Origin of the sequence: Enhygromyxa salina (genome assembly GCF_000737335.2) — a bacterium.
Classification (GTDB): domain Bacteria; phylum Myxococcota_A; class Polyangia; order Nannocystales; family Nannocystaceae; genus Plesiocystis; species Plesiocystis salina_C.
In genome coordinates this window covers 1-22452 of sequence record NZ_JMCC02000155.1, presented here as the reverse complement: position 1 = coordinate 22452, position 22452 = coordinate 1, and the positions used below count along the sequence as shown (strand labels likewise).

Genomic DNA, 22452 nt, shown 5'->3' with positions numbered 1-22452 from the left:
TGCCGCCGCCGCCGCTCGCGCAGCCAGTCCCCGGTGCCAGCGGCGGCGGCGGCGATCCCCTGCCAGCTGCGCAGCAAGGGCCGGCCCCCCTCGTCGAACGCCGCCCGGCCCAGCTCGCAGATCGCGGCGCGGGTGCACTCGCGCTGCGCGGCGTACTGGGCCGAGAAATAGCGCAGGTTGAGCTCCAGCACGATCTCGACCCGACCGGCAGGATCAATGCGATCGAGCTCGGCGACGAGGTGCAGGGCGTCGACGGGCAACAGACCATCGAGGGCGATCTGGTGCAGGCTCGCGTTGGCGTGGCCAGCCAGCTCGCGGTGCATGTAGTCGATCACCCGATGGCGCTGCCAGTCGCTGGGCCGGGCCGCCGCCAAGACGTCGCCAGCCAGCACCGAGTCGCCGATCAACAACACCGAGCGCCCCTCGCTCTGTGCCGCCAGCTCGAGCGTGCGCCGCAGCTCGGGCCCGGTGCTTGGGTTGGGCGCGGAGCCGCTCGGGTTGCCAGACTGCTCACGCTCGTCGGCGCTTGGGATCATGCCCAGCGCCAGGTCGAAGCCCACCAGCAAGATCACGACGGCGACGATCCGCGCCCACGGCGAGACATGCCTGGCGGCGCGCCCCTCGACGAGCCGTCCACCCACCCAGTGCGTCGGCACCCGCGCGGCCTCTTCAGTCACCGCCCGCCCCGTTCGCCGCGACGTAGTCCTGCAAGAATTGCTCGAGCGAGTCACGATCAAAGCTGCGCGACCACACCGAGTTGGCCGACTCGAGCACGCCCGCGCCGTACTCGTCGTAGTTCGAGAACTCGAGCAGCTCGACGCTGGCATCGGTCGCCAGCTCGCCGTAGACCTCGTCAACGAGCACCGCGTAGAGCACCGACACCGCGACAGTCTCGAGCTCGGCCTGGCTGCGGCCAAGCTCCTCGAAGCCGCCCAGGTCCACGTAGATCTTCACCTGCCGCGCCTCGTAGGCCCGCTGCATGTAGGCCGACGACACGCCCAGCAGCGCGTCGGGGTCGATCTGCTCGGCGGTCGATTCGAACGCCGCGAGCAGACGCTCGCCTGGGTGGCCGTCGTCGAAGCTGGCTGGGTCACGCTCGGACAGACGGGCCGGCTCGCGCTCGCGCAAGAACTCGCTGATGACCGGGTAGCTCATCGCCGCCAGCGTGCGCGCGGTCAGATCGATCGCCCACGCGGAGCCGTGGTGTCCGCCCTTGCCCCACGGCTGGCTGCCCCACGGACTCTCGCTCAGGAGCTCGCGCAGCAGCCAGTCCGAAGGTTCGAGCACCACGAAGCCCAGGCGCTTGGCGTCGGCGATCAGCTCGCGCAGCTCCCGATGGGTTCGCCGCAGACCGTCGCGCCGCCTCGATTCGATCGCGGAGTTGTCATAGAAGATCACCAAGGTCCCGTAGCGATCTGCGAGCGCCTCGAGCCTGCCCAGCTGCTCGATCCGCTCGCTCTGGGTGTTGGTCCCGCGAAAGAAGCGGTGGTTGAAGTCGTGGAGCTCGAAGAACAGCACGTCAGGCGGCGGGCCGCCGGCCTCGAGGAACTCTTCGAACATCCCGGTGCTGTAGTAGAGCGCCGCGGCGCTGGCGGTGCGCTGAAACAGGTCCAGGCGAATGTTGTCGCGGACGCCAAGCTGGGCCTGGAGCTCGATCTCGAGCTGCCGACCAAGCGAGTAGCTGCCGATCCGATCCGACATCGCCGACAGCGAGGACCCAACCATGAGCGCGACAAACGGCCCGCGCCGCGGGATCGGCTCGTGGCGCGTGCCCATGTAGCGATCGGGTCGCCAATTGCTGCCCAGCCACGCCGAGCCGTCGCTGCTCATCGGGTTGAAGTGGTGAATCGCGCCGTAGTGGGTGTGCATGTTGCCGAGCTTCTGCACACCCAGCAGGCCATCGGCCTGGCGAAACACCCGCGAGCGATCGTGCTCGACCCACACCAGCGACGCGTCATCGCGGGCGATCGCCATCGCGCCCAGGTGATAGTAGGACACGAAGTTCTTGGTCTTGGCGTTCCACATGTGAAACGCCTCGGAGTGGGGGATCGCCTTGACCCACGGCAGGATCATGCGGTTGTCGAGGTCGACCAGGCGCAGGTGGATGCGCTCGGTCTCTTCACGGTGCAGACGCGAATTGCCGCCGCCGAGCGCTTGCTGATCTTGGATCAGCAGCGCGCCGTAGCGCTCGACCCACTCCATGTCGACGATCTGCTCGAAGCGCATCTCGTCGAACCCAAACGGGTAGGTCTGGCCAAATTCGTCGGGCAGCAGATCTTCGCCCAAGTTGTCGTAGACCCGGCGCGGGGCGTGGGCGCGGCCGTCCCCGCGCAGGCGCAGCTCCCAGATCGCGGAGCCGCCGTCGGCGAACAGCAGGCGCCCGTCGTGGGTCGGCTCGATCGCCTTGTAGCCCCGTGGCGCGCCCGTCTGGCGATCCGCGAGCAAGGGGGCGCGCGGCGTCGAGGTCAGCGTCGAGCGGCCCGCGGCGAGGTCCAGCGAGATGATCCGATCGTCGTCACACAGAAAGTACAGCCACTCGCGCCCGTCGAGCTGCCCCGACTCGAGCACGGCGTAGTGCGGACAAGACGGGCCCGTCCACTCCAGCGTGCGCACGAAGCCGTCGGCCAGCTCGCGCACCCGGCTGCGGGTCTCGCCGTCGACAAAGTACACCCGATCACCCACGATCTCCGGCGAGCGCGGCTCGGTCAGCCGGGCTTGCTCGAGCGCCTCACCGTCGCCACGCCCTTGCTTGGTCGGCTTGCCAGCCAGCCGCTCGAGGAACTGCATGTTGCCGCGCAGCTGCCGAAGCACATGGTTGCCGGTGTCGGCGATCACGATCCACGAGCCATCGGGGCTCACGGCCACGCCCTTGGCGTCACGCAGCAGCGCCTCCCAGCCGGCCCCGTCGGCGAAGCCCTTGCCGCGTCGATGGATCAGCGTGCGGTCGTGATCTTCGCTGTGGATCAGCATCCAGTCGAGCGGCCGCGAGCGCAGCGGCAGACCCAGCTGGTGGAGCAGGTTGATCGCGAGCAGCCGGTTGCCGGCCGGGCGCAGGTGCACGTGATCCAAGAAGTCGTGGGGCTCGAACACCGGATGGTCGAGGTCAATCAGCTGCAGCAAGCTTGGATCGACGCCGCGCTCGTTGACGATGTTGGCGATCTGTTCATAGCGACGCGTCAGTCGATTGCCGCGCAGCGTCGCTTTGACGAAGGGATCCTCGAGCGGGGTCAGAAACAGCGTCGCCGGCCGACCGCGGGCCTGCAGCCGATCCAGCATCGCGTTGAGGGCTTGGACCTGCGCGTGGGCGGGGGTCAGCGTGGATTGGCGGTAGTGCTCTTGCACGCGGGCGAGGCCCTGCGCGCGGCGCTGGGGATCGTCTTGGTCTCGATCGGTCGCGGTCGCTTCGCGCCGGACCAGCAGCCCGTCCACGCCGTCGAGCTCGACCTGGCGCAGCTGGCCTCGATGCCGATGAATGGGGGTGCGCTCGACCAGCCAGTCGCGACCCAGGTCGGCGGTCTCGGCCAGACCCAGCGCGGCTCGCTGCCAGCTGCCACCAGCCACCAGCGCCATCTGCCCCAGCTCGCACAGCTGTTCGCGGGTGCAGTCGGACTTGCGGCCGTACTCCCGCGAGAAATACCGGAGGTTGAGCTCGAACACGACGCGGACGTCACCGCGCGGGTCCACCCGATCGAGCTCGGCGAGCACGTGCAGCGCGTCAACGGGCAGCAGGCCATCGAGGGCGACCTGCTGGATCTCTGCTTGGCTGTCATACGAGAGCTCGGCCCGCATGTGATCGACGACCCGCTGCGATCGCCAGTCCTCGACCTGCCCGGCCATGACATCGCCCGCCAGGACCGAGTCGCCGATCAACAGCAGCGCCGGCCGGCCCTCGCCCGCCGCCGTCGCCAGGCTCACCAAGCTCGCGCGGATGTCTGCGCTGCTGCTTGGGTTGGGGTCCGAGGCGCTGGACTCGGCCGGCCCGAGCGCGAGCGCCAGATCCACGCAGACCAGCAGCACCAGCACCGCGAGGATCTTCACCCAGGGACCGGGCTGGTGGGTGGGCTCGCGCATCCTAGAATTGGAAGTAGATGAACGCCGGGCCGTCGCGCAGACCCAGCAGCATCATTGCGACGATGAGCGCCGTCGCGAACACGACCGCCGCGATCGGCGAGGCCCAGATCCGATCGATGATGCGATAGCGCCGCTCCACCGCCGAGATCCCCAAGAACGCGGCAAGCCCCAGCAAGAACAGCGCCTGCTCGTGACTGGGCCCCGGGCCCCCCACGAACACCCCGGCCAGGTCGTGGGCGATCGATCGGACCACGATCACGAACTGCTCGAGGCCCTTGGCGCGAAACAAGATCCACCCGAACACGACCAGGTGAAAGCACAGAAACCACGACCCAAGCCGCGCGAGCTGGCCCACATAGTCGTTGCGTGACCAGCCGCCGGGCATGCGCTCGCGCAGGCGCTGACCAACCTGCGCGTGGAGCAACAACAGCACCCCGTGAAACAGCCCCCAGAGCACGAAGGTCCAGGCCGCGCCGTGCCACAGGCCCGACAAGAACATCGTGATCGTCAGGTTCGCGAGGGTGCGGGTCTTGCCTTTGCGGTTGCCGCCCAGCGGTATGTACACGTAGTCGCGAAACCAGTTCGACAGCGAGATGTGCCAGCGTCGCCAGAAATCAGAGATGTTGCTGGTCAGGTAGGGCTGGTCGAAGTTGCGCATCAAGTCGACGCCAAAGATCCGCGCCGAGCCCCGCGCGATCTCGCTGTACGCCGAGAAGTCGCAGTAGATCTGCAGGGTGAACGCGTACGTCGCGATCAACGCGCTCCACCCGTCGTAGACGCTGGGATCGGCGTAGACCTGATCGACGAGGCGCCCGCAGTGATCCGCGATCACCACCTTCTTGAACATCCCAAACACGATCATCTGCGCGCCGCTGACGAGGTTGTCGACCTCGAACCGACGGTTCGCCGCCTGATCGAACTGCACGAGCAAGTGCCCCGCGCGCTCAATTGGCCCCGCGATCAGCTGCGGGAAGAACGAGACATACAAGAAGAAGCGCAGAAACGACGACGTCGGGCGGATCTTTCCGCGGTAGACGTCGATCGTGTAGGACATGGTCTGGAACGTGTAGAAGCTGATGCCCGGCGGCAGCACGATGTCCAGAAAGTCCCCGCCCGGGCCCAGATCAAGCGCCGCGTGCAGGTTGTCCAGGAAGAAGTTCGCGTACTTGAAGTAGGCGAGCAGCCCAAGGTTGACGATCAGGCTGACGGCCAGCACCGCCTTGCGCTTGCGGGCTTGCTCGCTGCCGTAGCGCCCAAGCAGGCGACCGGCTGTGAAGTCGATGACCGCCGAGATCACGATCAAGCTGACCAGCGGCACGTTCCACGCCGCGTAGAAGATCAGGCTTGCCGCGATCAGGATGATCAGCCGCGCTCGATACCCCGCGCCGAAGAACAGCAAGCTGGCGACGACCAGCAGCAGCACGTACTCGAGCGAGTTGAACTCCACGGTGGGCCTTCGTCTGTCGGCGCGAACAGGGGGCTCCCGAGCGCGCGCTCAGTCGTCTTGGACGTCTTCGTCTTCGTCTTCGTCGCTGGGCGCGACGGCGCGGACCGCATCGCCCGACACCGCCGCCGGCTTGGCCTTGGCGGGCTTGGACTTGCGCTGCGGCTTGGTCTTGGCCGTTCGTGGCGCCCCAGAGATCTCGCTGCGCAGCGACTGCAGCTCACGCTCGAGCTCTTGGATCTGCGTCTGGGTCTGCTCCGCCGCCCCGCGATCCAGGGCGTGCTCGGACAGCAAGTTCGACAGCGCGAAGTACAGCACCGCCAACCAAGCAAACGGCAGCACCACCCCCAGCAGGATGGGCGTATAGCGAGGCCCCCCCTGAAAGCTGAACGCCGACGACCCCTGCGTCGCCGCGTCCGCCCCAGACGTACCCCCAGCCCCCGCCCCCGTCCCGATCGCGGGCTTGTCCGCGACCGCCCGCTCGAGCTTCTCGAAGCCCGCCGCGAGCTCGTCGTCGATGATGACCGTGTCCGTCGATGGGTCCATCAAGACGAACTGACCAGTGTCGGTGCGTGAGACCTGGTAAGGCATTTTGGCGCCCGGTTCTATCACGCCCGGCAGCGTTTTGAGACCCCGACCTCCCGCGTTCGGCGCGAGAGACTTTTCCGGTCTTCTCTGGACCCCCACAGACACCTCAGACATCGCCGAAGCCACCCGAGCCCCCCTCCGAGGGCGCCTTGGGGGGCCACACATGCCCATGCGATCAGCCAGCCCGTAGGCGGTCGCCGAAGCGCCCGTAAGCGTCCGCCGAAGCGCCCCGAGCCCCCTCCTAGGGGGCCACACATGCCCATGCGAACAGCCAGCCCCGAGGAGCGAAGCGACCAGACGCGAAGCGGCTGCAGTCGGCGAGGTCTAAGGTCAATGTGGGGGTCCATAAAAGATGATATGGTGCGCGCGGTCATGGGCCACATGAGCATGCCGTCGCGTCTCTTCGCTAGCCTCCTCACCGTCGCCTTGGCGACGGCGCCAATTCACGTCGCCCAAGCGGCGCCGAGCTTCGAGGATCTGTACACTCAAGGTCAGGAAAAATTCGACGCTGGCGACTACGGAGCCGCCGGTGATCTGTGGGCCCAGGCCGTGCGTACCCTGCCGGAGTCCCCCGACAACGCAGCCACCCGCCAGACCTTGATGAACGTCGCGCTCGACGCCTACCTGCGAGCCTATCGAAGCGCCGACGACCGCGTCCACATCGACAACGCCAAGGCCCTACTCGACGAGTACGAGGCCTCGCTCGAGGCCGCCGGGACCGAGCTGACCAGCGAGATCGCCAGCGAGAAGGGCAAGATCGAGGACATCCTCGCGAACCTCGCCGCGGCCGAGGAGCCCGAGGACAAGCCGGAAGACAAGCCCGAAGACAAGCCCACCGACGACGCCCCACAGGTGTTGGTTGACGAGAAGCCGGGCCAGGGCCTCATCATTGGTGGCGGCGTCATGATCGGCGTTGGCGCGGCCGGAGCGGGCCTTCTGGTCGCTGGCCTGGTGCTGGGTGGCTCCGCACAAAAAGACTTCGACGCCGCCGCGGCCTTCACGGACGAGCGGGAAGCCGCGCGCAAGCGAGGCCGAACGATGAACGCGCTCGCGGTCACCGGAGGCATCGTCGCGCCCGTGTTTCTGGGCGCTGGAATTGCGCTGCTGGTCGTCGGGATGCAGCGCAACAAGGCGGCGCGCCTGCGCAACGTGATGGTGCTGCCCAACGCGGGCCCCGGCTACGCGGGCCTCGGCCTCACGGGCTCGTTTTGATTGTTACCCCCACAGGCGCCTTCGCACTTCGCGGTCACTCGCTTCGCTCGCTCCCAATGGGCTGGCTGTTCGCTATCGCATGTGTGGCCCCCTAGGAGGGGGCTCTCGTCTGGGCACCTGCAGCTGGTGGGTGCCGCTCCAATTGCGTGTCGTTTGTCGTGGACTGGCGGGTTATCGATGACCCCACAGGCGGCTGCGCCGGCTCACAGAGCTGAGGCCCTTTCGAGCCCCTTCGAGCGGCCACCCGTGCGAGCGACGTGGGCGCAGCGGCAACCCACCAGTTCACAACGGCACGCCACGCAAGTGGAGAGGTCCCCGGTGGCTGCAGGTGCCCAGACGAGAGCCCCCTTCTAGGGGGCCACACATACCCCTGCGAACAAACGGCCCATTGGGAGCGAGCGAAGCGAGTGACCCGCGAAGTGCGAAGGCGGCCGGGGGGGTCAAGGAAGGCGACCACGAAGTGCGAAGGCGGCCGGGGGGGTCATATAGTACCCCTCGTGCCGCTGACCGACGCACTCGGCGAGACCCGGCCTGGGCTCGAGGATGACTTCGAGCGCGAGGTCCTCGAGTCCGAGGCGATCAGCGGCAGCGGGGGGCCCGACGAGCTCATCTCGGCGATCACCCGAACGATCGCGCCGACGATGGCGTTGGAAGCAAAGGCTGGTGCCAACCCCGACTCGCGCCCCGAGTTGGTGGTGCAGCGCAGCGCCGAGCCGGATGATCGATCGGGCGACATCATCCACGGGCGCTACGAGCTGGTCCGCATGCTCGGCAAGGGCGGCATGGGCACGGTCTATCTGGCCCGCCACACCCAGCTACCCAAGACCTTCGCGGTCAAGGTCCTCAACCGCCGCTACGCCAAGCGCGAGGACATCAGCAAGCGCTTCGTGCAAGAGTCCAACGCGGTCTCACTGATCGCCCACGAGAACGTCGTCGAGGTGATCGACTATGGGTCCGAGGCCGACGGCTCGGCGTTCTTGGTGATGGAGCACCTCGAGGGCGAGTCCATGTCGGCGGTCTGCAAGCGCGAGGCCCCGTTGGCGTGGTCACGCGTCGCGCACATCATGGGCCAGATCTGCCGGGCGCTGCAGGCCGCGCACGACGTCGGGATCGTCCACCGCGACGTCAAGCCAGAGAACGTGCTGCGGGTCGGGCGACACGAGGATCCCGACTACATCAAGGTCCTCGACTTTGGCCTGGCCAAGATGCAGGTCAGCGGCGGCCTGCGCTTGACCCGAACCGGGATGGTGCTGGGCACGCCCGACTACATGTCGCCCGAGCAGGCCCGCGGCCGGCCCACGGATCACCGCGCGGACATCTACGGCGCCGGCATCATGATGTACGAGCTGCTGTGTGGGCGCGTGCCGTTCAAGGCCGACACCTTCCCGGTGATGCGCCAAAAGCATCTGCTCGAGCCGCCCGAGCCGCCCTCGAAGTGGGCGCCCGACGCTGGGATCACCGACCAAATGGACGCGATCGTGCTGCGCGCGTTGGCCAAGGATCCCGGGGATCGCTTCGCTTCGATGGCGCAGATGGGCCAAGCGATCGCGGCCGTGGGCCGGCCGGGCGGCGTGCCCGTCGAGCTGCTCGAGCGTCGCACGATGCCGCTGCTGACCGAGCGCACGATGCTCGATGGACCGGGGGGCGCGGGGTTCAACGCCCGGCCAGGGCCGCGGGGCTCGGGGCTCCCGATCGGCCCAACGCTGCCGCTTGGTGTGACGCCCCCCGTTCAGGCGACGGTCGCACTCGAAGACACGGCTCCGCTGAAGTCGAAGACGGCCACCGAGGTAGCTGGGAGCGCGGCACCAACCCGCTCTCGCGCGCGGGTCGTCGTGATCAGCGTGGTCTCGATCGCCGCTGTGATCGGCCTGGCGTTTGGGGTCGCGCGCGCACTTGGGGTCACCTCGCCCGGTGGCGCAGATCAACCTCTGGTCGCCACCGAGCGCACCAGCCCTGATCCGCCGGCTCCTGCAGTCCAGGCCGTCGTCGCGGACCCGGTCGAAGCCACGCGCGTCAGCTTGCGCTTGCACACCAACGTGCCCGTCACGATCCTCGACGCGGCGGGTCAGCCCACCGGTTCGGAGCCGGTGCCCAGCGAGCGCGGCGATGTCACCCAGCTCGAGCTCCCCCGCGGGGACGCGGCCGTGCAGCTGCTGCTGCGCGCGGATGGTCATGAAGATCTGCACGTCGCCGTCACCCCAACGCGGGATCGGGATCTCGAGTTCGTGCTGGACCCGGCGCCCGCGGCTCCGGTCGAGCCCTTCGAGACGCCGCAGCCCGCGGGGACCAAGGCGCCCAAGCCCAAGCCCGAATCCAAGCCCAAGCCCAAGCCCAAGCCCGAGCCCGAGCCCGAGCCCGAGCCCGAGCCCGAGCCCAAGCCGCAACCCGACGAAGATCACCGCTTCGCGCCGGAGATCCTCGATCCCTTCGGCAACCCAAAGTCGCCGTGATCGCGTCACGAGGTTCGCCGCGCGAGCGGAAGCCAAGCGAGCACGGCCGTGCTATTCGAAGGGCGGCATGTTGATCCGCGATCGACTGGCGCACAAGCGCCCAGTGTTCAGCTTCGAGTTCTTCCCGCCCAACAACGAAAAGGGTGAGCGCGTGCTGTGGCGCAGCCTCGAGCAGCTCGCCCCGCTCGAGCCGGACTTCGTCTCGGTGACCTACGGCGCGGGCGGCAGCACGCGTACACGCACCGTCGAGATCGTGGGTCGGATCAAGCGCGAGCTGGGCATCGAGCCCCTCGCTCACCTGACCTGTGTCGGCAGCACCCGTGACGAGATCGAAGCCGTGGTCGAGCGCCTGCTCGAGGCCGGGGTCCGCAACATCTTGGCGCTGCGCGGCGACCCACCCCGGGGCCAGACCCAGTTTCAGCACACCCCGGGCGGGTTTCGCTACGCGAGCGAGCTGTGCGCGTGGCTGCGAGACCGCTGGCCCGAGCTGTGCGTCGGCGGGGCCTGCTACCCAGAGGTCCACCCCGAGGCCGACACCGCCGAAGCCGATCTTCAACACCTGCGCGCCAAGATCGACGCGGGCGCGGAGTTCTTGATCAGCCAGCTGTTCTTCGACAACGCCGCGTACTTTGGCTTCTTGGACCGCGTGCGCGGGGCCGGGCTCAGCGTGCCGATCATCCCGGGCGTCATGCCAATCACCAACGTCAAGCAGATCGACCGGTTCACGAAGATGTGCGGCGCGACGATCCCCAGCGTGCTGCGCAGCCGGCTCGACGACATCTCCGAGACCACCGACGGCTATGATCCGCAAGAGGTGTTCTGGACGGGGGTCAGCTACGCAGCGCACCAGTGTCGGGAGCTGCTGGATCGGCCGAGCAACGGGCCGTTTCGGCGGCAGGCGTCCACGGTCTCGGGGATCCACTTTTATACGCTCAACCGCTCACCCGCGACCCGGGCGTTGTTCGAGATCCTCGCGCTCGCGCGGGCGGTTCACTGACTCGCGGGGGGCTCGGCCGGCTTCGCAGGCTCGGCCGGTTCGCCCGACTTGGCGGCCGGCTCGGGCTCGACCGGCGTGTCGCCAAGCATGGGGCGGATCACGAAGAACCACACGAGCAGCAGCACGAGGGCGACGAGCGGGACGGCGAAGTTCTTGAGCGTTTCCATGGTCGCGCGGGTCGATTGTAGCGTGGCCGGATCAGGCGACCTATCCGGTCGCCACCAACCGTCGCGCGCGGGTGTCGAGCCGCACCCGCGTGCCCTCGGCCAGCCGCGTGCACCCGTGGCAGCCGATCAACGCCGACAACCCCAGCTCGCGAGCCATCAGCGCCCCATGGGCCAGAGCCCCGCCGTACTCGGTGCACACCGCCTGGATCCCAAGCCGGACCAGCGCGACCGCGGCCTGGGCCGTGAGCGCGGGGATACACAGCACGGCGCCGGCCTCGGGTGGATCCGCGAGTAGATCACGAAGGTCGCGGCGCTGGGCGATCGGCCCATCGAAGCACCCGCCAATTGCCAGCCCCCGCAGCCGCCCACCGCACGGATGCGGCAGCGGCTGGCCATCGATGATCCGGCTGGGTGGCTCGAGCTGGCGCTGGGTCTCGAGCAGCGCGATCCGACGCGCGAGCTCGCGCTCGAGCTCGTCGACGTCCCCGAGCGCGAGTGGATCCGCGTCCAAGCCGACGAGCTCTTCGCCATCGAGCAAGAACACCCGGGCTTCATCAACATCGAGCCGCCGCGCCGCGTAGCGCCACAGCGCGCGCAACGGCGCCAGGCCACACGCGAACAGGTGATCGTCCCACTCGCCCAGCAACCCCACGGCCGCGGCCTCGTTGGTGGGTAGCTGCGCTTCGTCCTCTTCGTGTTCGACGTCGTCGAGCAGCTCCGCGAGGCTGGGGCTCGCGATGTCCCACACCGCTGGCAGCACGTCGAGAAAGTGCGCCCGCGCCCGCAGGGTCAGCGGCGCGTCGACTTGGTATTGAATGGGGTCCTGACTCGCCGCGACCCGGCTCAGGCCGGCCCGGCGCGCCGGGACCAGACGATCGACGTAGGCGTCGATCATCTCGAAGAAGATCGCCTCTGCGCGCGCGAGCGCGACGCGGATCGGCGGCTCGGAGTCGAGCAGCGCCGCGTACTGCGTCAGCATCACGCGCGCGTGGGGCAGCGCCTCGTCGCGCAGCCACCCCAGCGCCTCGTGCACGGACATCACCAAAGCCGCGCCCGCGGTGCCCGGCTTCGATGATCCGAGCGCGCGCGGGAGCACGCGCACGTACAACCAACCCGCCAGCACCACCGGATCGCCCGACTTCCCCGGGCGCTGACTCGCCAGCCGCCGCATCACCCATGCGTGGGCCGGGGACAGCGGCGCGGGGTTGTGCTCGCCGTCGAACAACAGCGAGCCACGCATGTGTTTTTGGTGCCCCTCGCGGGCGACGGCCTCGGAGAACGCCGCCCAGCCTGGATGCAGCGGAGCCGTGAGCGGTCGCGCTTGGACCAGCCACGGCTCGCCGCTGGGATCCACCACGATCTCGAGGTCGACGCCGTGCGGCCCCCCTTCGTTGGCCGCGACCTCGATCGCGAGCTGCTCCACGCGCGCGCGGCTGTCGTCGCTCCACTCGCTCAGCGGCCCAGCCCAGTCCGGCGAGCGCCCCTCGGCCAGCGGCTCGGGACCGGCCTTGGGACCGTGGGTCTCGACATAGAAGCGATCACCCGGATCGCCCCCGCGCACGACCACCAGCAGCGCCCGGCGGGGAACCTCGCGCTGGATCAGCATCAAGGTGCGCCCAGCGTGAAGGTTGCCAACGCCCTCGAGCGTGCGCCCGTGGGCCTCGATCATCGCGAGCGCGCCCTCGAGCTGGGTCAGATCTTGGATCCCTGGGATCGACATCCCAAGCCCCGCGCCGCTGGTCTGCTCACGATCTTCGCGACTGCCAGCGCTGCGGGCGATGAGCGTGTGCCCGTTGGAGAACTGCTCGCGGACCCACGCGATCATCTTGTCGCTGTCGCCCTTTAGCGCGGCGCGCAGCACCTCCCGAGCCCGCGCGAGATCCAGCACCACCCCAGGCGGCACCCGCATCCCGCGAGCCGCGAGCGCGTGCTGTCGAGCGACCTTCGGATAGTTACCGAGATCATCGCGGTCGGGTGTCTCGCCGATCGTGAAGCTCACCCCCCTATTCTACGCCGCTTCGCCACGAACTTGGGAGTTGGTCGGCAGTGACGCAAGATCCTCCCGTGGAGGTCCACCTACCCTGTCCGCCGCTCGCGGAGTGGCTGCCGGTCCGGCTAGCAGGGCTGAAGGTGGCCGCGTGGGCGCCACGCAAGGCCCCCCGCCGGGTCCGCTCAACCCTCTTGGACTGGCCCACCCTCGCTGACGACGACCCAGACGCGCCAACGCCAGCCCAGCTCGACGCCCTGCTGTTCGGAACCTGGCTCGAGCGCCCCAACGTGCCCGAGTCGTGCCTGGCGGCCCTGCGCCCCGGCACCCTCATCATCGAGCTCGCGGTCCCGCGTCGGCGCATCGTTCGCGGCCTGCTTGGCATCGACCCGCGCCCGCTCGCGCGTGCCGCCGCGAGCCAAGCCCGCGTGCTGCAGTGGCTCGCCCGCGGCTACCACCAGCCCGAGCAGTGGGAGAGCGTCAACCCGCACGGCGTGATCGTCACCCTCGCCCGAGCCCGACACGGCGGATAATCCGGCATAACCAGGGCATGAGCGTCCGCTACGAGACCCACGCCCGCGTTGCGATCGTCACGATCGATCGCCCCGAGCGTCGCAACGCCGTCGACCGCCCCACCGCCGAAGCACTCAGCGCCGCGTTCGACCGCTTCGACCAAGATCCCGAGCTAGACGTAGCGATCCTGACCGGCGCAGGCGAGTGCTTTTGCGCCGGCGCCGATCTCAAAGCGATCGCCGAGGGCCGCCCCAACCACCTCACCCCCAGCGGCCCCGGCCCCATGGGCCCCACGCGAACACTCTTGAGCAAGCCAGTGATCGCCGCGATCGAAGGCTGGGCCGTAGCCGGCGGCCTCGAGCTCGCGCTGTGGTGCGACCTGCGAGTCGCGGCCACCAACGCCACCTTCGGCGTCCTGTGCCGCCGCTGGGGCGTCCCCCTGATCGACGGCGGCACGATCCGCCTCCCCCGCCTGATCGGCCACGCCCACGCCATGGACCTGATCTTGACCGGTCGCGAAGTCCGTGGCGAAGAAGCCAAGGCGATGGGCCTCGCCAACCGCCTGTGCAATCCCGGCGAGGCACTATCGACCGCCAAGACCCTCGCCACCCAACTCAGCGCCCTCCCCCAGACCTGCATGCGCCAAGATCGACTGTCGAGCTACGAGCAGTGGTCGATGCCGCTCGCTGAGGCGATCAGCAACGAATTCGAGCACGGCCAACGCTCCCTCGCCAGCCCCGACCTCCTCGACAACATCGCCCGCTTCACCAAGAAGTAGCGAAGGCGCCCACCAATCTACCCCCTACAACCAACCGACACGCAGTTGGAGCGCCCCCCAAATGCCCGCAAGCACCCAAACCAGAGCCCCAAACAAACCACCAATCTACCCCCCCACAACCAACCGACACGCAGTTGGAGCGCCCCCCAGTGCCCGCAAGCACCCAAACCAGAGCCCCAAGCAAACCACCAATCTACCCCCCCACAACCAACCGACACGCAGTTGGAGCGCCCCCCAAATGCACGCAAGCGCCCAGACGAGAGCCCCCTCCTAGGGGGCCAATCATACCCCCGCGAACAAACACCCAAAAAGCAAGCGAGCGAAGCGAGCGCAGCCGAAGTGCGAAGCCGCCTGTGGGGGTAATGACTAAATCACGTCTTCGGAGAGGGACTCGTCGCGGCGGCGGGGGGTGCTTGGCTTGGCCGGCGCAGGCGCGGCCGCCGGCCGAGCAGCGGGCGCGCTCACAGCCTCGACGGCAGCCTCCGACTCGGCATCCCAGCTCCCGTTGACGCGCTCACGCAGCTCCTTGCCGACCTTGAAGAACGGCAAGCGCTTGGGCGCGACGTGGACGACATCCCCGGTCCGTGGGTTGCGGCCCTCATAGGACTTGTAGAGCCGCACGGTGAAGCTACCGAAGCCGCGGATCTCGATCCCATCCCCAGCGATCAGCGCGCTGGTCATGGAGTCGAAGATGGTGTTGACCACCATCTCTGCGCGCCCCTTGGGCAGCCCCGACTCTTGAGCGATACGCTCGATCAGCTCGGACTTGGTCACCGGTTCGTTCTCGGTTCGTGGGACGCCACAGCGGCTCTGGGTGCGCCCTCGGAGCTGCATGGTATGGCCAAAAACCGAGCGATATCAAGAAGTTTTGCGTGCGCATGCCACTCGTTGTCGGGACCTGCCCCGCGGGAGGGCGCCGGCTGGGCGACGCCCGCCCAACCCAACGGACAGCCCAACAGACAGCCCCACGGACAGGCCCCCAAGCAGCCCCGAGTCAGCCGGCGACAGCGCTGCCTCCGCGGGGGTCACAGCCTCAGTCGTCGCCGGGCTCGAGGGCCGCAGGCTGTGTGCCGCCTGCGAGCGCGCGGGCCTCCGCGATGCGGCGCGCGAGGTCCTCGGACTCGAGGCTGCCGACGTAGGTGACCTTGGACTTGCCCTTGCGATCTTGCCAGGCGATGCGAACGGCGCGACCCCGGTCGCCGGGCATGTTGTAGATCCACTCGCCTTTGGTGTTGACGCGGATCCCCCAGCCGCCCCACTGCTTCCAGTCGTACTCGACCGCCTCGGCCGACGAGATCGACGCGATCGGGATCTTGGGTCCGAACAGACCGTACTGCACGTTGACTTGCCCCTGCGAGACGGTCACCCGCAGGATCGAAAACAGCAGCCACATCAGGGCGACCAGCGGCAGGGTGATCGCGGCGCCAACCCACGCGCCCGGCCCGGCGAACGCCGAGCCGATCGTCACCGCGCTGATCGCAGCAAACACGGCGTGCAGCGGCCAGGGTGCGCGGCTCTTGTCGCGGTAGAGCACCATGCCCTCGCCGTGCATGTACTTGGCCTCGTACGCGTCGGGCGAGCGCCCCTGCCCGTTGACGGCCAGCGACGCCGACTCCGAGTCCGAGTCCGAGTCCTCGCGGACGACGAGCTCGTGGCCCTCACTCACCCGTCTAGCTTCGACCCTGCAGACCGTGGCTGTCAACGACCACGCGCGCGCTCAAATCTCGGACTTCAGCTCGGGGAAGCGCTGCAGGATGCGGCCGACGTACTGCCCGTCGGGGTAGTGCCGCAGGTAGGCCAGGCCACGCTGCAACGCGTGCGGAATGTAGCCGGCCTCGATCGCGGCGAGCACCAACTTGTAGCGAGCGAGCTCGGCCTTTGGGTGCTGCGGGGCCCGACGCAGGAACTCTTCGAAGTTGCGCGTCGCCGACTGGTAGTCGTGGGCGAAATCCATGCGCAAGGTCCCGAGCAACAACAGCCCCTCGACGGCCTCGGGCTCGTCGCCGAGCTCGCTCATGAAGTCGCCAAGACACCGCGCGGCGCGAAACCGAGTCTCGGGCTCTGCCTGCAGCACCCGACAACGCTCGAGCCGAGCTTCGACGTGCGCCTTGCGATCGCGCTCGCGTCGGACTTGTTTGTTGATCAGCTCGCGGGTCGCGGCCTCGCCGTTGTCGCTGGTTGGGCGCGCGCGGGCGTGGGCCGACGAAGGATCGACGCGTGCTGGCGGACGACCCGCCGAACGAGCGCCGGCCTGGGCCACCTCGGACGAGCTGGGTGCCGCGTCGGGATCGAGCACGCGGTCGAGGATCCGCTGGGCAGGATCGTTGCTCAAGCCGGGCACCGTCCACGCCCGCGGGATCTGACCGAACTCGCGGCGCGGCTCTTCGATGATCAGCTCGCCCGCGTCGGACACGGTGACCAGCAGCTCGCCAAGCTCGGACAGCGGCAGCGCGGCGGCGACCTCCTGCCGCCCAACATCGCGATAGCTCGAGTCGTCGACGTTGAAGCGAAACCCCGCCTCGACCTCACCGAGCGGACGACCATTGCTGGGATCGACGACGACGACCTTGCCGCGCAACACCGAGACCGAGGTGCGACCTTCGTGGACGGTGACCGTGAACACGGTGCCAACGACCCGCACGATCGCGTTGGGCGTGCGGACCTGCAAGATCGGATCACCGGGGCGGCGGTCGTAGCGGACCGCGATCGTGCCCGAGATCAACCCGAACTCCACCAAGTTCGCGCTGGCGCTGTTCCAGCGGGCGACCGTGTGGGGTTGGAAGTTGGCGATCAGGCGGCCAACGAACGCGACCTGCACGGCGGCGTCACTGGTTGTGATTTGGGTCCCGACCGTGAGGCTGTCGCCCGTGGTGGGCCGACCTTCGGCGTCGGTCAGCTCGACCTGCGCACCTGGGCCCGCGAGCCCAGGCCCAACCTCCCAGCCGATCACGCGCGCGAACTTTTGAGCCTGGTGCGAGAGGCCGTGGCCAACCGGGATGTGGATATCGTCGCCGTAGCTGGTGTAGCCCGTGTCCGAGCGCAGCTCGAGCTGGGCGACCGCGGGCGGCTGAAACAAGCGCGCGCCAAAGCTTGGCACGACCAGCGCGAGCGCCAGGATCACCGCGACCACCGTGAGCGCGGCGACACCCGCCGACGTGCTGACCCGGCGCAGCGCCCGAGCTTGGACCGGGCGCTGGCCCTGCGACTTGGCGCGCTCGAGGATCGCGGCGAACTCGAGGTCGCGGGCGAACCCGTCGAGCGCGGGACCGGCCGACGGACGCCGGTAGATCGCCTCGAGCCGATGATGGTAGCGCTGGCAGCCGCGACAACATGCCAAGTGCCCGTGATACAGCTGCGCGAGCTCGGGGTGCGCCCGGCCCTGGATCACCCGCTCGGTGTCCTCCCTGAATTCCTGGCAGCCGTAGTGAACCTGCGGCATGTCAGTCCTGGCTCACCAGCTCTCGCAGCTGCTTGCGGGCCCGCGTCAACCGATCTCCCACGGTCGAGAGCGGGCGTTCGATGATGTCGGAGATCTCTTGCAAGGTGAGACCTTCGTGGTGATAGAGCACGAAGATCTGGCGCAGATCCGGCTGGAGGTGCGCGAGGATCCGCTGGGCTTCGTCGCGCGCGTCGACCTTGCTGGGCGCGACCCGATCTGCGCCGCGGCCAAACTCGAACCACTGAACCGCGCGCTGCATCCGGTCACGACGAAAGCGCTGGCGGATCAAGTTGTGGGAGGTGTTGACGGTGATGCGGTACAGCCAGGTCGAGATCGCGGCTTTGCCCTCGAACCGGTCGAGCGCCGCGAACGCCCGGGAGAACACGATCTGCACGAGATCGTCGAGCTCGCTGTCGCGCCCGAGCAGGCGAAACAGGTGGCCCCGGACCTGGTGCTCGTGCTGCTCGTAGATCTGTCGAAGTGCCCGTTCATTGCCGGCGCGGGCCAGCTCCACGAGCGCGCGCTGGGCCTGGCGCTCGCTCGCTGCGGGATCGGTGTTGGCCTCGTCGGCGCTCTCGGCCCCGTTCCCCGGCCCACTGCCTGGAAACGACGTGACGCCAACGCAAGAGTCGCCGGGCAGGAATTCGATGGATTCGAGCATGAGCGCTGACGATGAGGCCCCGTCGCCTGGGCCAAACTCTGGGACACCACGGGTCATGGGATTTCTGATGTGCGCCCAGGGTAGCAGATCACCACAGCGCCGATCTGGTAAGACCGATGACATGCTCATGATCCGCGAGCGCGTTCCCGGCTTCCTGCCCGCCAAGTTTTGGCAGGAATCGCCAGCGCGCGACCAGTGGCAAGCGATGACCGACAAGTACACCGCCCTCGCGGCGGCGGCGAAGTTGGCGGCGGCGGAGCGCGGACCGGCCTTCCGCAAGCTGCTCGTCGAGCTGTCGTCGCGCTGGCCGGGCGCCCTGCGAGAGAGCGAGCTGGTCGGGCCCGAGCGCGTGCTCGTTCGTCACGCCGCGGCCGCGGCCGGGCTCGCCCTCCCCAACCAGGCCCGCGCGCCCGAGTGGGCGAACGGCGAGCCCCACCAAGCCACACCCACGCTCGCGGTCCTGTGTTGGGCCGAGCTCCACGAGCTGATCCGCGATCAGCTCGAGTTCCGCGCCGCGCTTGGCCGTGGGACCACGCTCACGACCACCACCTTCGCCGCGTGGATCCGCGATCACGACGACGACCGGGCGCAACGCTGGCCGCAGGCGGACCGGCTGCCCGGGCTGGTCGGCCCCAAGCTGCGGGTGCGCGGCGCGTATCTGTGGCTCGCCGCCCGCGCCGGGCTCGACCTGCCCAGCCTCAACGCGCTGCTGTTCGCCCGCGCTGGCCACTGGGATCGCCGGCCCGACGATCCCGCGTGGGCCACTGGCGCTGTCGAGTAGATTACGGTGCTCAGACAGTCGGCGAGCGACCGATCGCCAGCAACCTGCGGAACATCAGCAGGTGCCCGAACAACGCCGCCGTGACCATCACGGTGGGCAACCACACGAACGGGAAGTAGCCAACGAACACGTTGGGCGGCCCATCAAACTGCCGCAGCGGGGTCGGCATGGACAGGATCGCGATCATCACGATCGTGAACAGCAGGCCAAGGCCGAGCAGGTTCCACGCCCACAGCAGCGCGCGCGGCTGCGGCTTGCCCGGATCCCGGCGCCACAGCCAGACCCCCAGGACCAGCGCCGTGAGCCCGGTGACCACGTCGAAGTTGAACCCCGACCAGGTCATCTGCTGGCCGATCACGCCCTGATCGCCGGCCTCGTGCAGCATGATCTCCACGACCACGCGAAAGCCCTGGTAGCCAACGAGCAGCGCCAGCGGCAGGTCCCGGGCGAGCCGCTCGCCAAACCGTGAGAACGCCAGGACGAAGGTCAACGCGAAGCTGGCGAGCACCACGGGCATCACTGGCGGGGGAAAGCGATCGAAGTTGGCGAGCACCCCCTTGCCCGCGAGCGCCGCGGTCAACACCAACCAGGCCAGCATCGCGACACCCGAGCGCAGCGTGGCGGCGCGCCGCGATGGGACGGGCTCGTTGCCCCGCACGCCCGCGTACCAGCGCATGGCAGGCAGCCCAACGGCCAGCCCCGCGGTGATGCCGATGCACAGCTCTGCCAAGCTATCGCTGCCGGGAGGGCCCATCATCACCTCGAGCATGACCCGATTGTACTTTGCTGCTGACCCGCGGGGATCCGTTGGTGACGCGCGAACACCTGCGCGCTAGCATCCGCGGATGGACGTGAACGTGACCGCGACCCGCTCCGCCGCTGGCATTGGTCTGGCGGTGGTCTTGTTGCTTGGCGGTTGGGTCAGCACGCGCATGACCCTGGACACGGGCGACGCGGTCGACCTCGCCCTGGCCAAGCGCGTCGATCCCGAACAGGCCCAGCGCAAGGCCTTGGAGCAGACGGCCAGCTACCAGAACACCAAAGAGTTCTACCAGACCTCGATCGACGACACCGTCGCGCGCTACGAGCTTGGGGCCCCGAGCCGCGAGCGCCTGCTGCAGCCCAACACCTTCTTTCATGTTGCGTCCCCGGGTGACCCGCGCTCGCTCGCCTTGGGCGCGTCGATCAGCCAAGGCGGCATGCAGATCAACGTGAAGGCCGAAGAGGTCCAGGTCGAGCGTCGCGGGATGCAGACCAAGAACATCCACACCTTCGCGGTATTCAAGAACGTCACCCGCACGCCGCTGGCGTACTTCGTGCGCATGCGCAGTCGGGCTGGCGACTGCCAGATCCGGGCCCAGACCCGCTACAACGCGATGGTGCTGATGCCCAACGAGACCGCAGAGATCTCGGTGTGCTCGGGCCAGCACGAGGTCGAGCTGACGGACCTGCGGGTCATGGAGGTGTCGGAGATCGGCGCGCGCTGGCTCAGCAAGATCCCGCCGCAGGCCGTGGGCCACGACAACCTGAGCAGCCGCTCACACTTTCCGGGTGCCGGGGTAGAGATGTGCGCAGAGATTCCGGCGGTGGAGTTTGCTCGCAAGCTCGAGACTGGCGAGGCCGCGTGGGAGGACATCGTCGACTTCTACAGCCGGCACGACTGCGAGCACTACCGTTGGTGGGTGGGGTATGAGCGGATCACGTCCGCGCTCACCAGTCTGCCGGCGGTCCCGCCCGCGTCCAAATAGCCGCCAGCCTCGAGGGTGAACCAAAAAAAACGGCCCGGAGATCCGGGCCGTTTTTCGTGAGGCGTAGCCGCCAGCGTCAGGCGTAGCCGCCACCTTGAGGCGGGCCGCCGTAGCCACCACCTTGCGGCGGTGCTCCGTAGCCGCCACCTTGCGGCGGTGCGCCGTAGCCGGGCTGGGGGCCGCCGGGCTGTTGACCCATCCCAGGTTGGCCTTGACCAAGCTGCGGCTGGGGCGGCTGACCGTAGGGCATTTGGCCCTGCGGTGGACCACCAAGCTGCTGGACCTGGCCGCCGCCCATGCCCATGGACATGGGCGCGCCGCCTTCAACGAACACGACGGTGTTGGACAGCTGCCACTTGAGCAGCTTGGCCATGAACCAGAACATGTAGAAGCCCAACGTGACGAGCGTGAGCAAGTAGCCAACGAGGACCATGACGAACAGCTCGCCGCCCTCACCCGTGAAGCGCATTCCCAGTCGCTGGCCGTCGACGTTCAACTTGGTGTTGTCGGCGTTGAACTTGATCATCTTGACCTGGAACCAGGCCCCGTAGATCCCGAAGGTGATCAGCGTGAGCAGGTAGCCGACGATGAAGGTGACGAGCAGCTCGCCGCCCTCACCAACGAAGTCCATGCCGCCAACGTCTTGGCCGTTCTTGGTGATCTTGGTGTTCTCTGCGAACCACTTGTTCATCTTGCACATGAACCAGGGCGCGTAGATCCCGAAGGTGATCGCCGTGAGCAGGTAGCCGACCAAGAAGGTCACGAACAGGTCGCCACCAGCGCCGTCGAAGCGGGGCTTGTAGACGCTGCCGTCGTCAATGCTGACGGTGGTGTTGTCGGTGAAGAACTTGGCCAGCTTGCACATGAACCACGGCATGTAGATGCCGAAGGTGATCATGGTGAGCAGGTAGCCGACCAAGAAGGTCACGAACAGCTGGCCGCCCTCGCCCTCGAACTTGAAGCGGACGGTGCCCTTGGCCGTGGGGCCGTAGGTGACGCGCTCCGCGATGAAGTTCGCGAACTTGCACATGAACCAGGGGCTGTAGATGCCGAAGGTGATCAGCGTGAGCAGGTAGCCCACGAACAGCTGACCAAGCAGCTCGCCGCCGGTACCCGAGAAGTCACCCCGCGCCTCGCCGCCAGCGGACGCGTTGGTCATGCCAGACGGGGCGCCATACGCTGGCGGACCACCAGGAGGCGGGCTCCCAAACGCTTGGCCCGCGGCGGCACCAGCTGCCATCGCACCGCCAGCGGCGGCGGCCATCGGCGCGCCTCCGTAGGCGCCGCCGGGCGGGGGACCACCAGCCGGGGGACCCCCAGCCGGGGGACCACCAGCAGGGGGACCACCAGCCGGGGGACCACCGAAGCCAGGCTGCGGCGAACTGCTTGGTGGAGCGCCGGGCGGCGGTCCACCAAATCCGCCTTGGGGCGGCGGCGCTCCGTAGGCACCCTGTGGCGGTGGGGATCCGGGTGGGGGCGATCCGGGCGGGGGCGATCCGGGCGGGGCGCCGTAGGCACCTTGTGGCGGGGGCGATCCGGGCGGTGGCGATCCGGGCGGTGGCGCGCCGGGTGGCGGCGCTCCGAAACCACCCTGTGGCGGGGCGCCGGGCGGGGGC

The 22452-nt window shown here is 68.4% G+C and carries 19 protein-coding genes; 7 read left to right on the top strand and 12 right to left on the bottom strand.

Annotated features, from left to right (window positions below):
- The 4 genes from DB30_RS37945 to DB30_RS37930 form a co-directional block, all read right to left on the bottom strand.
- The coding region (locus DB30_RS37945; protein WP_146662480.1) for a hypothetical protein at positions 1 to 656 on the bottom strand (656 nt) is incomplete at its 3' end.
- A gap of 13 nt (positions 657 to 669) precedes the next feature.
- Positions 670 to 4071 (bottom strand): hypothetical protein, encoded by a 3402-nt coding sequence (locus DB30_RS37940; protein ID WP_052558618.1) that lies wholly within the window; start codon positions 4069 to 4071, stop codon positions 670 to 672.
- Between the two features lies 1 nt (position 4072).
- The gene (locus DB30_RS37935; RefSeq protein ID WP_052558616.1) at positions 4073 to 5518 is read right to left on the bottom strand and encodes an MBOAT family O-acyltransferase; all 1446 of its coding nucleotides are present in this window, start codon (positions 5516 to 5518) and stop codon (positions 4073 to 4075) included.
- 48 nt (positions 5519 to 5566) lie between these two features.
- Entirely contained in the window at positions 5567 to 6061 is a 495-nt protein-coding gene (locus DB30_RS37930) for a hypothetical protein (protein ID WP_146662478.1), read from the bottom strand.
- 429 nt (positions 6062 to 6490) lie between these two features.
- Between DB30_RS37930 and DB30_RS37925 the strand changes: the two genes are divergently transcribed.
- The 3 genes from DB30_RS37925 to metF all read left to right on the top strand — a co-directional run bounded on the left by DB30_RS37925 (position 6491) and on the right by metF (position 10762).
- A complete protein-coding gene (locus DB30_RS37925; protein ID WP_146662477.1) occupies positions 6491 to 7315 on the top strand; it encodes a tetratricopeptide repeat protein in 825 nt (274 codons plus the stop codon).
- A gap of 497 nt (positions 7316 to 7812) precedes the next feature.
- Positions 7813 to 9765 (top strand): serine/threonine protein kinase, encoded by a 1953-nt coding sequence (locus DB30_RS41995; protein ID WP_052558609.1) that lies wholly within the window; start codon positions 7813 to 7815, stop codon positions 9763 to 9765.
- A gap of 67 nt (positions 9766 to 9832) precedes the next feature.
- Positions 9833 to 10762 carry a methylenetetrahydrofolate reductase [NAD(P)H] gene (gene metF, locus DB30_RS37915; RefSeq protein WP_052558607.1) on the top strand — a complete coding sequence of 310 codons (930 nt, stop codon included), beginning with the start codon at positions 9833 to 9835 and terminating at the stop codon, positions 10760 to 10762.
- Here the strand turns inward: metF and DB30_RS37910 are convergent.
- Both DB30_RS37910 and DB30_RS37905 read right to left on the bottom strand, forming a co-directional pair.
- Entirely contained in the window at positions 10756 to 10929 is a 174-nt protein-coding gene (locus DB30_RS37910) for a hypothetical protein (protein WP_153258477.1), read from the bottom strand. The two genes, metF and DB30_RS37910, sit on opposite strands and share 7 nt — an antisense overlap.
- 40 nt (positions 10930 to 10969) lie before the next feature.
- Positions 10970 to 12928, bottom strand: coding sequence for a PEP-utilizing enzyme (locus DB30_RS37905; RefSeq protein ID WP_052558605.1), 1959 nt, complete (start codon positions 12926 to 12928; stop codon positions 10970 to 10972).
- Between the two features lie 65 nt (positions 12929 to 12993).
- On the opposite strand from DB30_RS37905, the gene DB30_RS37900 reads away from it, so the two are divergent.
- A complete protein-coding gene (locus DB30_RS37900; RefSeq protein ID WP_146662475.1) occupies positions 12994 to 13449 on the top strand; it encodes a hypothetical protein in 456 nt (151 codons plus the stop codon).
- 17 nt (positions 13450 to 13466) lie between these two features.
- Positions 13467 to 14207: a crotonase/enoyl-CoA hydratase family protein gene (locus DB30_RS37895; protein ID WP_052558601.1), complete on the top strand. Its 741-nt coding sequence runs from the start codon at positions 13467 to 13469 to the stop codon at positions 14205 to 14207.
- 366 nt (positions 14208 to 14573) lie between these two features.
- Here DB30_RS37895 and DB30_RS37890 read toward each other — a convergent pair whose 3' ends face one another.
- The 4 genes from DB30_RS37890 to DB30_RS37875 all read right to left on the bottom strand — a co-directional run bounded on the left by DB30_RS37890 (position 14574) and on the right by DB30_RS37875 (position 18307).
- Positions 14574 to 14981 carry an HU family DNA-binding protein gene (locus DB30_RS37890; protein WP_052558620.1) on the bottom strand — a complete coding sequence of 136 codons (408 nt, stop codon included), beginning with the start codon at positions 14979 to 14981 and terminating at the stop codon, positions 14574 to 14576.
- 259 nt (positions 14982 to 15240) lie between these two features.
- Positions 15241 to 15873 (bottom strand): DUF3093 family protein, encoded by a 633-nt coding sequence (locus DB30_RS37885; RefSeq protein WP_052558598.1) that lies wholly within the window; start codon positions 15871 to 15873, stop codon positions 15241 to 15243.
- Positions 15874 to 15924: 51 nt separating this feature from the next.
- The gene (locus DB30_RS37880) at positions 15925 to 17646 is read right to left on the bottom strand and encodes a tetratricopeptide repeat protein (RefSeq protein WP_052558596.1); all 1722 of its coding nucleotides are present in this window, start codon (positions 17644 to 17646) and stop codon (positions 15925 to 15927) included.
- A gap of 1 nt (position 17647) precedes the next feature.
- On the bottom strand, positions 17648 to 18307 hold the full coding sequence (locus DB30_RS37875) for an RNA polymerase sigma factor (RefSeq protein WP_165704140.1): 660 nt from the start codon (positions 18305 to 18307) through the stop codon (positions 17648 to 17650).
- A gap of 121 nt (positions 18308 to 18428) precedes the next feature.
- On the opposite strand from DB30_RS37875, the gene DB30_RS37870 reads away from it, so the two are divergent.
- A complete protein-coding gene (locus tag DB30_RS37870) occupies positions 18429 to 19088 on the top strand; it encodes a hypothetical protein (protein ID WP_052558592.1) in 660 nt (219 codons plus the stop codon).
- Positions 19089 to 19098: 10 nt separating this feature from the next.
- Here the strand turns inward: DB30_RS37870 and DB30_RS37865 are convergent, their stop codons facing one another.
- A complete protein-coding gene (locus DB30_RS37865) occupies positions 19099 to 19857 on the bottom strand; it encodes a hypothetical protein (RefSeq protein ID WP_052558590.1) in 759 nt (252 codons plus the stop codon).
- Between the two features lie 76 nt (positions 19858 to 19933).
- Here DB30_RS37865 and DB30_RS37860 point away from each other — a divergent pair, with 76 nt between their 5' ends.
- The gene (locus DB30_RS37860) at positions 19934 to 20836 is read left to right on the top strand and encodes a hypothetical protein (RefSeq protein WP_052558588.1); all 903 of its coding nucleotides are present in this window, start codon (positions 19934 to 19936) and stop codon (positions 20834 to 20836) included.
- 76 nt (positions 20837 to 20912) lie between these two features.
- On the opposite strand, the gene DB30_RS37855 is transcribed toward DB30_RS37860, so the two are convergent.
- Positions 20913 to 21995: a DUF6693 family protein gene (locus tag DB30_RS37855; protein ID WP_052558586.1), complete on the bottom strand. Its 1083-nt coding sequence runs from the start codon at positions 21993 to 21995 to the stop codon at positions 20913 to 20915.
- Between the last annotated feature and the right edge of the window lie 457 nt (positions 21996 to 22452).

Bases quoted from the DNA above. Each gene is read 5' to 3' on its own strand.
- DB30_RS37940 (WP_052558618.1), bottom strand. From the start codon at position 4,071: ATGCGCGAGCCCACCCACCAGCCCGGTCCCTGGGTGAAGATCCTCGCG.
- DB30_RS37930 (WP_146662478.1), bottom strand. From the start codon at position 6,061: ATGGACCCATCGACGGACACGGTCATCATCGACGACGAGCTCGCGGCG.
- DB30_RS37925 (WP_146662477.1), top strand. From the start codon at position 6,491: ATGCCGTCGCGTCTCTTCGCTAGCCTCCTCACCGTCGCCTTGGCGACG.
- metF (WP_052558607.1), top strand. From the start codon at position 9,833: ATGTTGATCCGCGATCGACTGGCGCACAAGCGCCCAGTGTTCAGCTTC.
- DB30_RS37910 (WP_153258477.1), bottom strand. From the start codon at position 10,929: ATGGAAACGCTCAAGAACTTCGCCGTCCCGCTCGTCGCCCTCGTGCTG.
- DB30_RS37895 (WP_052558601.1), top strand. From the start codon at position 13,467: ATGAGCGTCCGCTACGAGACCCACGCCCGCGTTGCGATCGTCACGATC.
- DB30_RS37880 (WP_052558596.1), bottom strand. From the start codon at position 17,646: ATGCCGCAGGTTCACTACGGCTGCCAGGAATTCAGGGAGGACACCGAG.
- DB30_RS37875 (WP_165704140.1), bottom strand. From the start codon at position 18,307: ATGCTCGAATCCATCGAATTCCTGCCCGGCGACTCTTGCGTTGGCGTC.
- DB30_RS37870 (WP_052558592.1), top strand. From the start codon at position 18,429: ATGCTCATGATCCGCGAGCGCGTTCCCGGCTTCCTGCCCGCCAAGTTT.
- DB30_RS37865 (WP_052558590.1), bottom strand. From the start codon at position 19,857: ATGCTCGAGGTGATGATGGGCCCTCCCGGCAGCGATAGCTTGGCAGAG.
- DB30_RS37860 (WP_052558588.1), top strand. From the start codon at position 19,934: ATGGACGTGAACGTGACCGCGACCCGCTCCGCCGCTGGCATTGGTCTG.
- DB30_RS37855 (WP_052558586.1), bottom strand. From the start codon at position 21,995: ATGACCAACGCGTCCGCTGGCGGCGAGGCGCGGGGTGACTTCTCGGGT.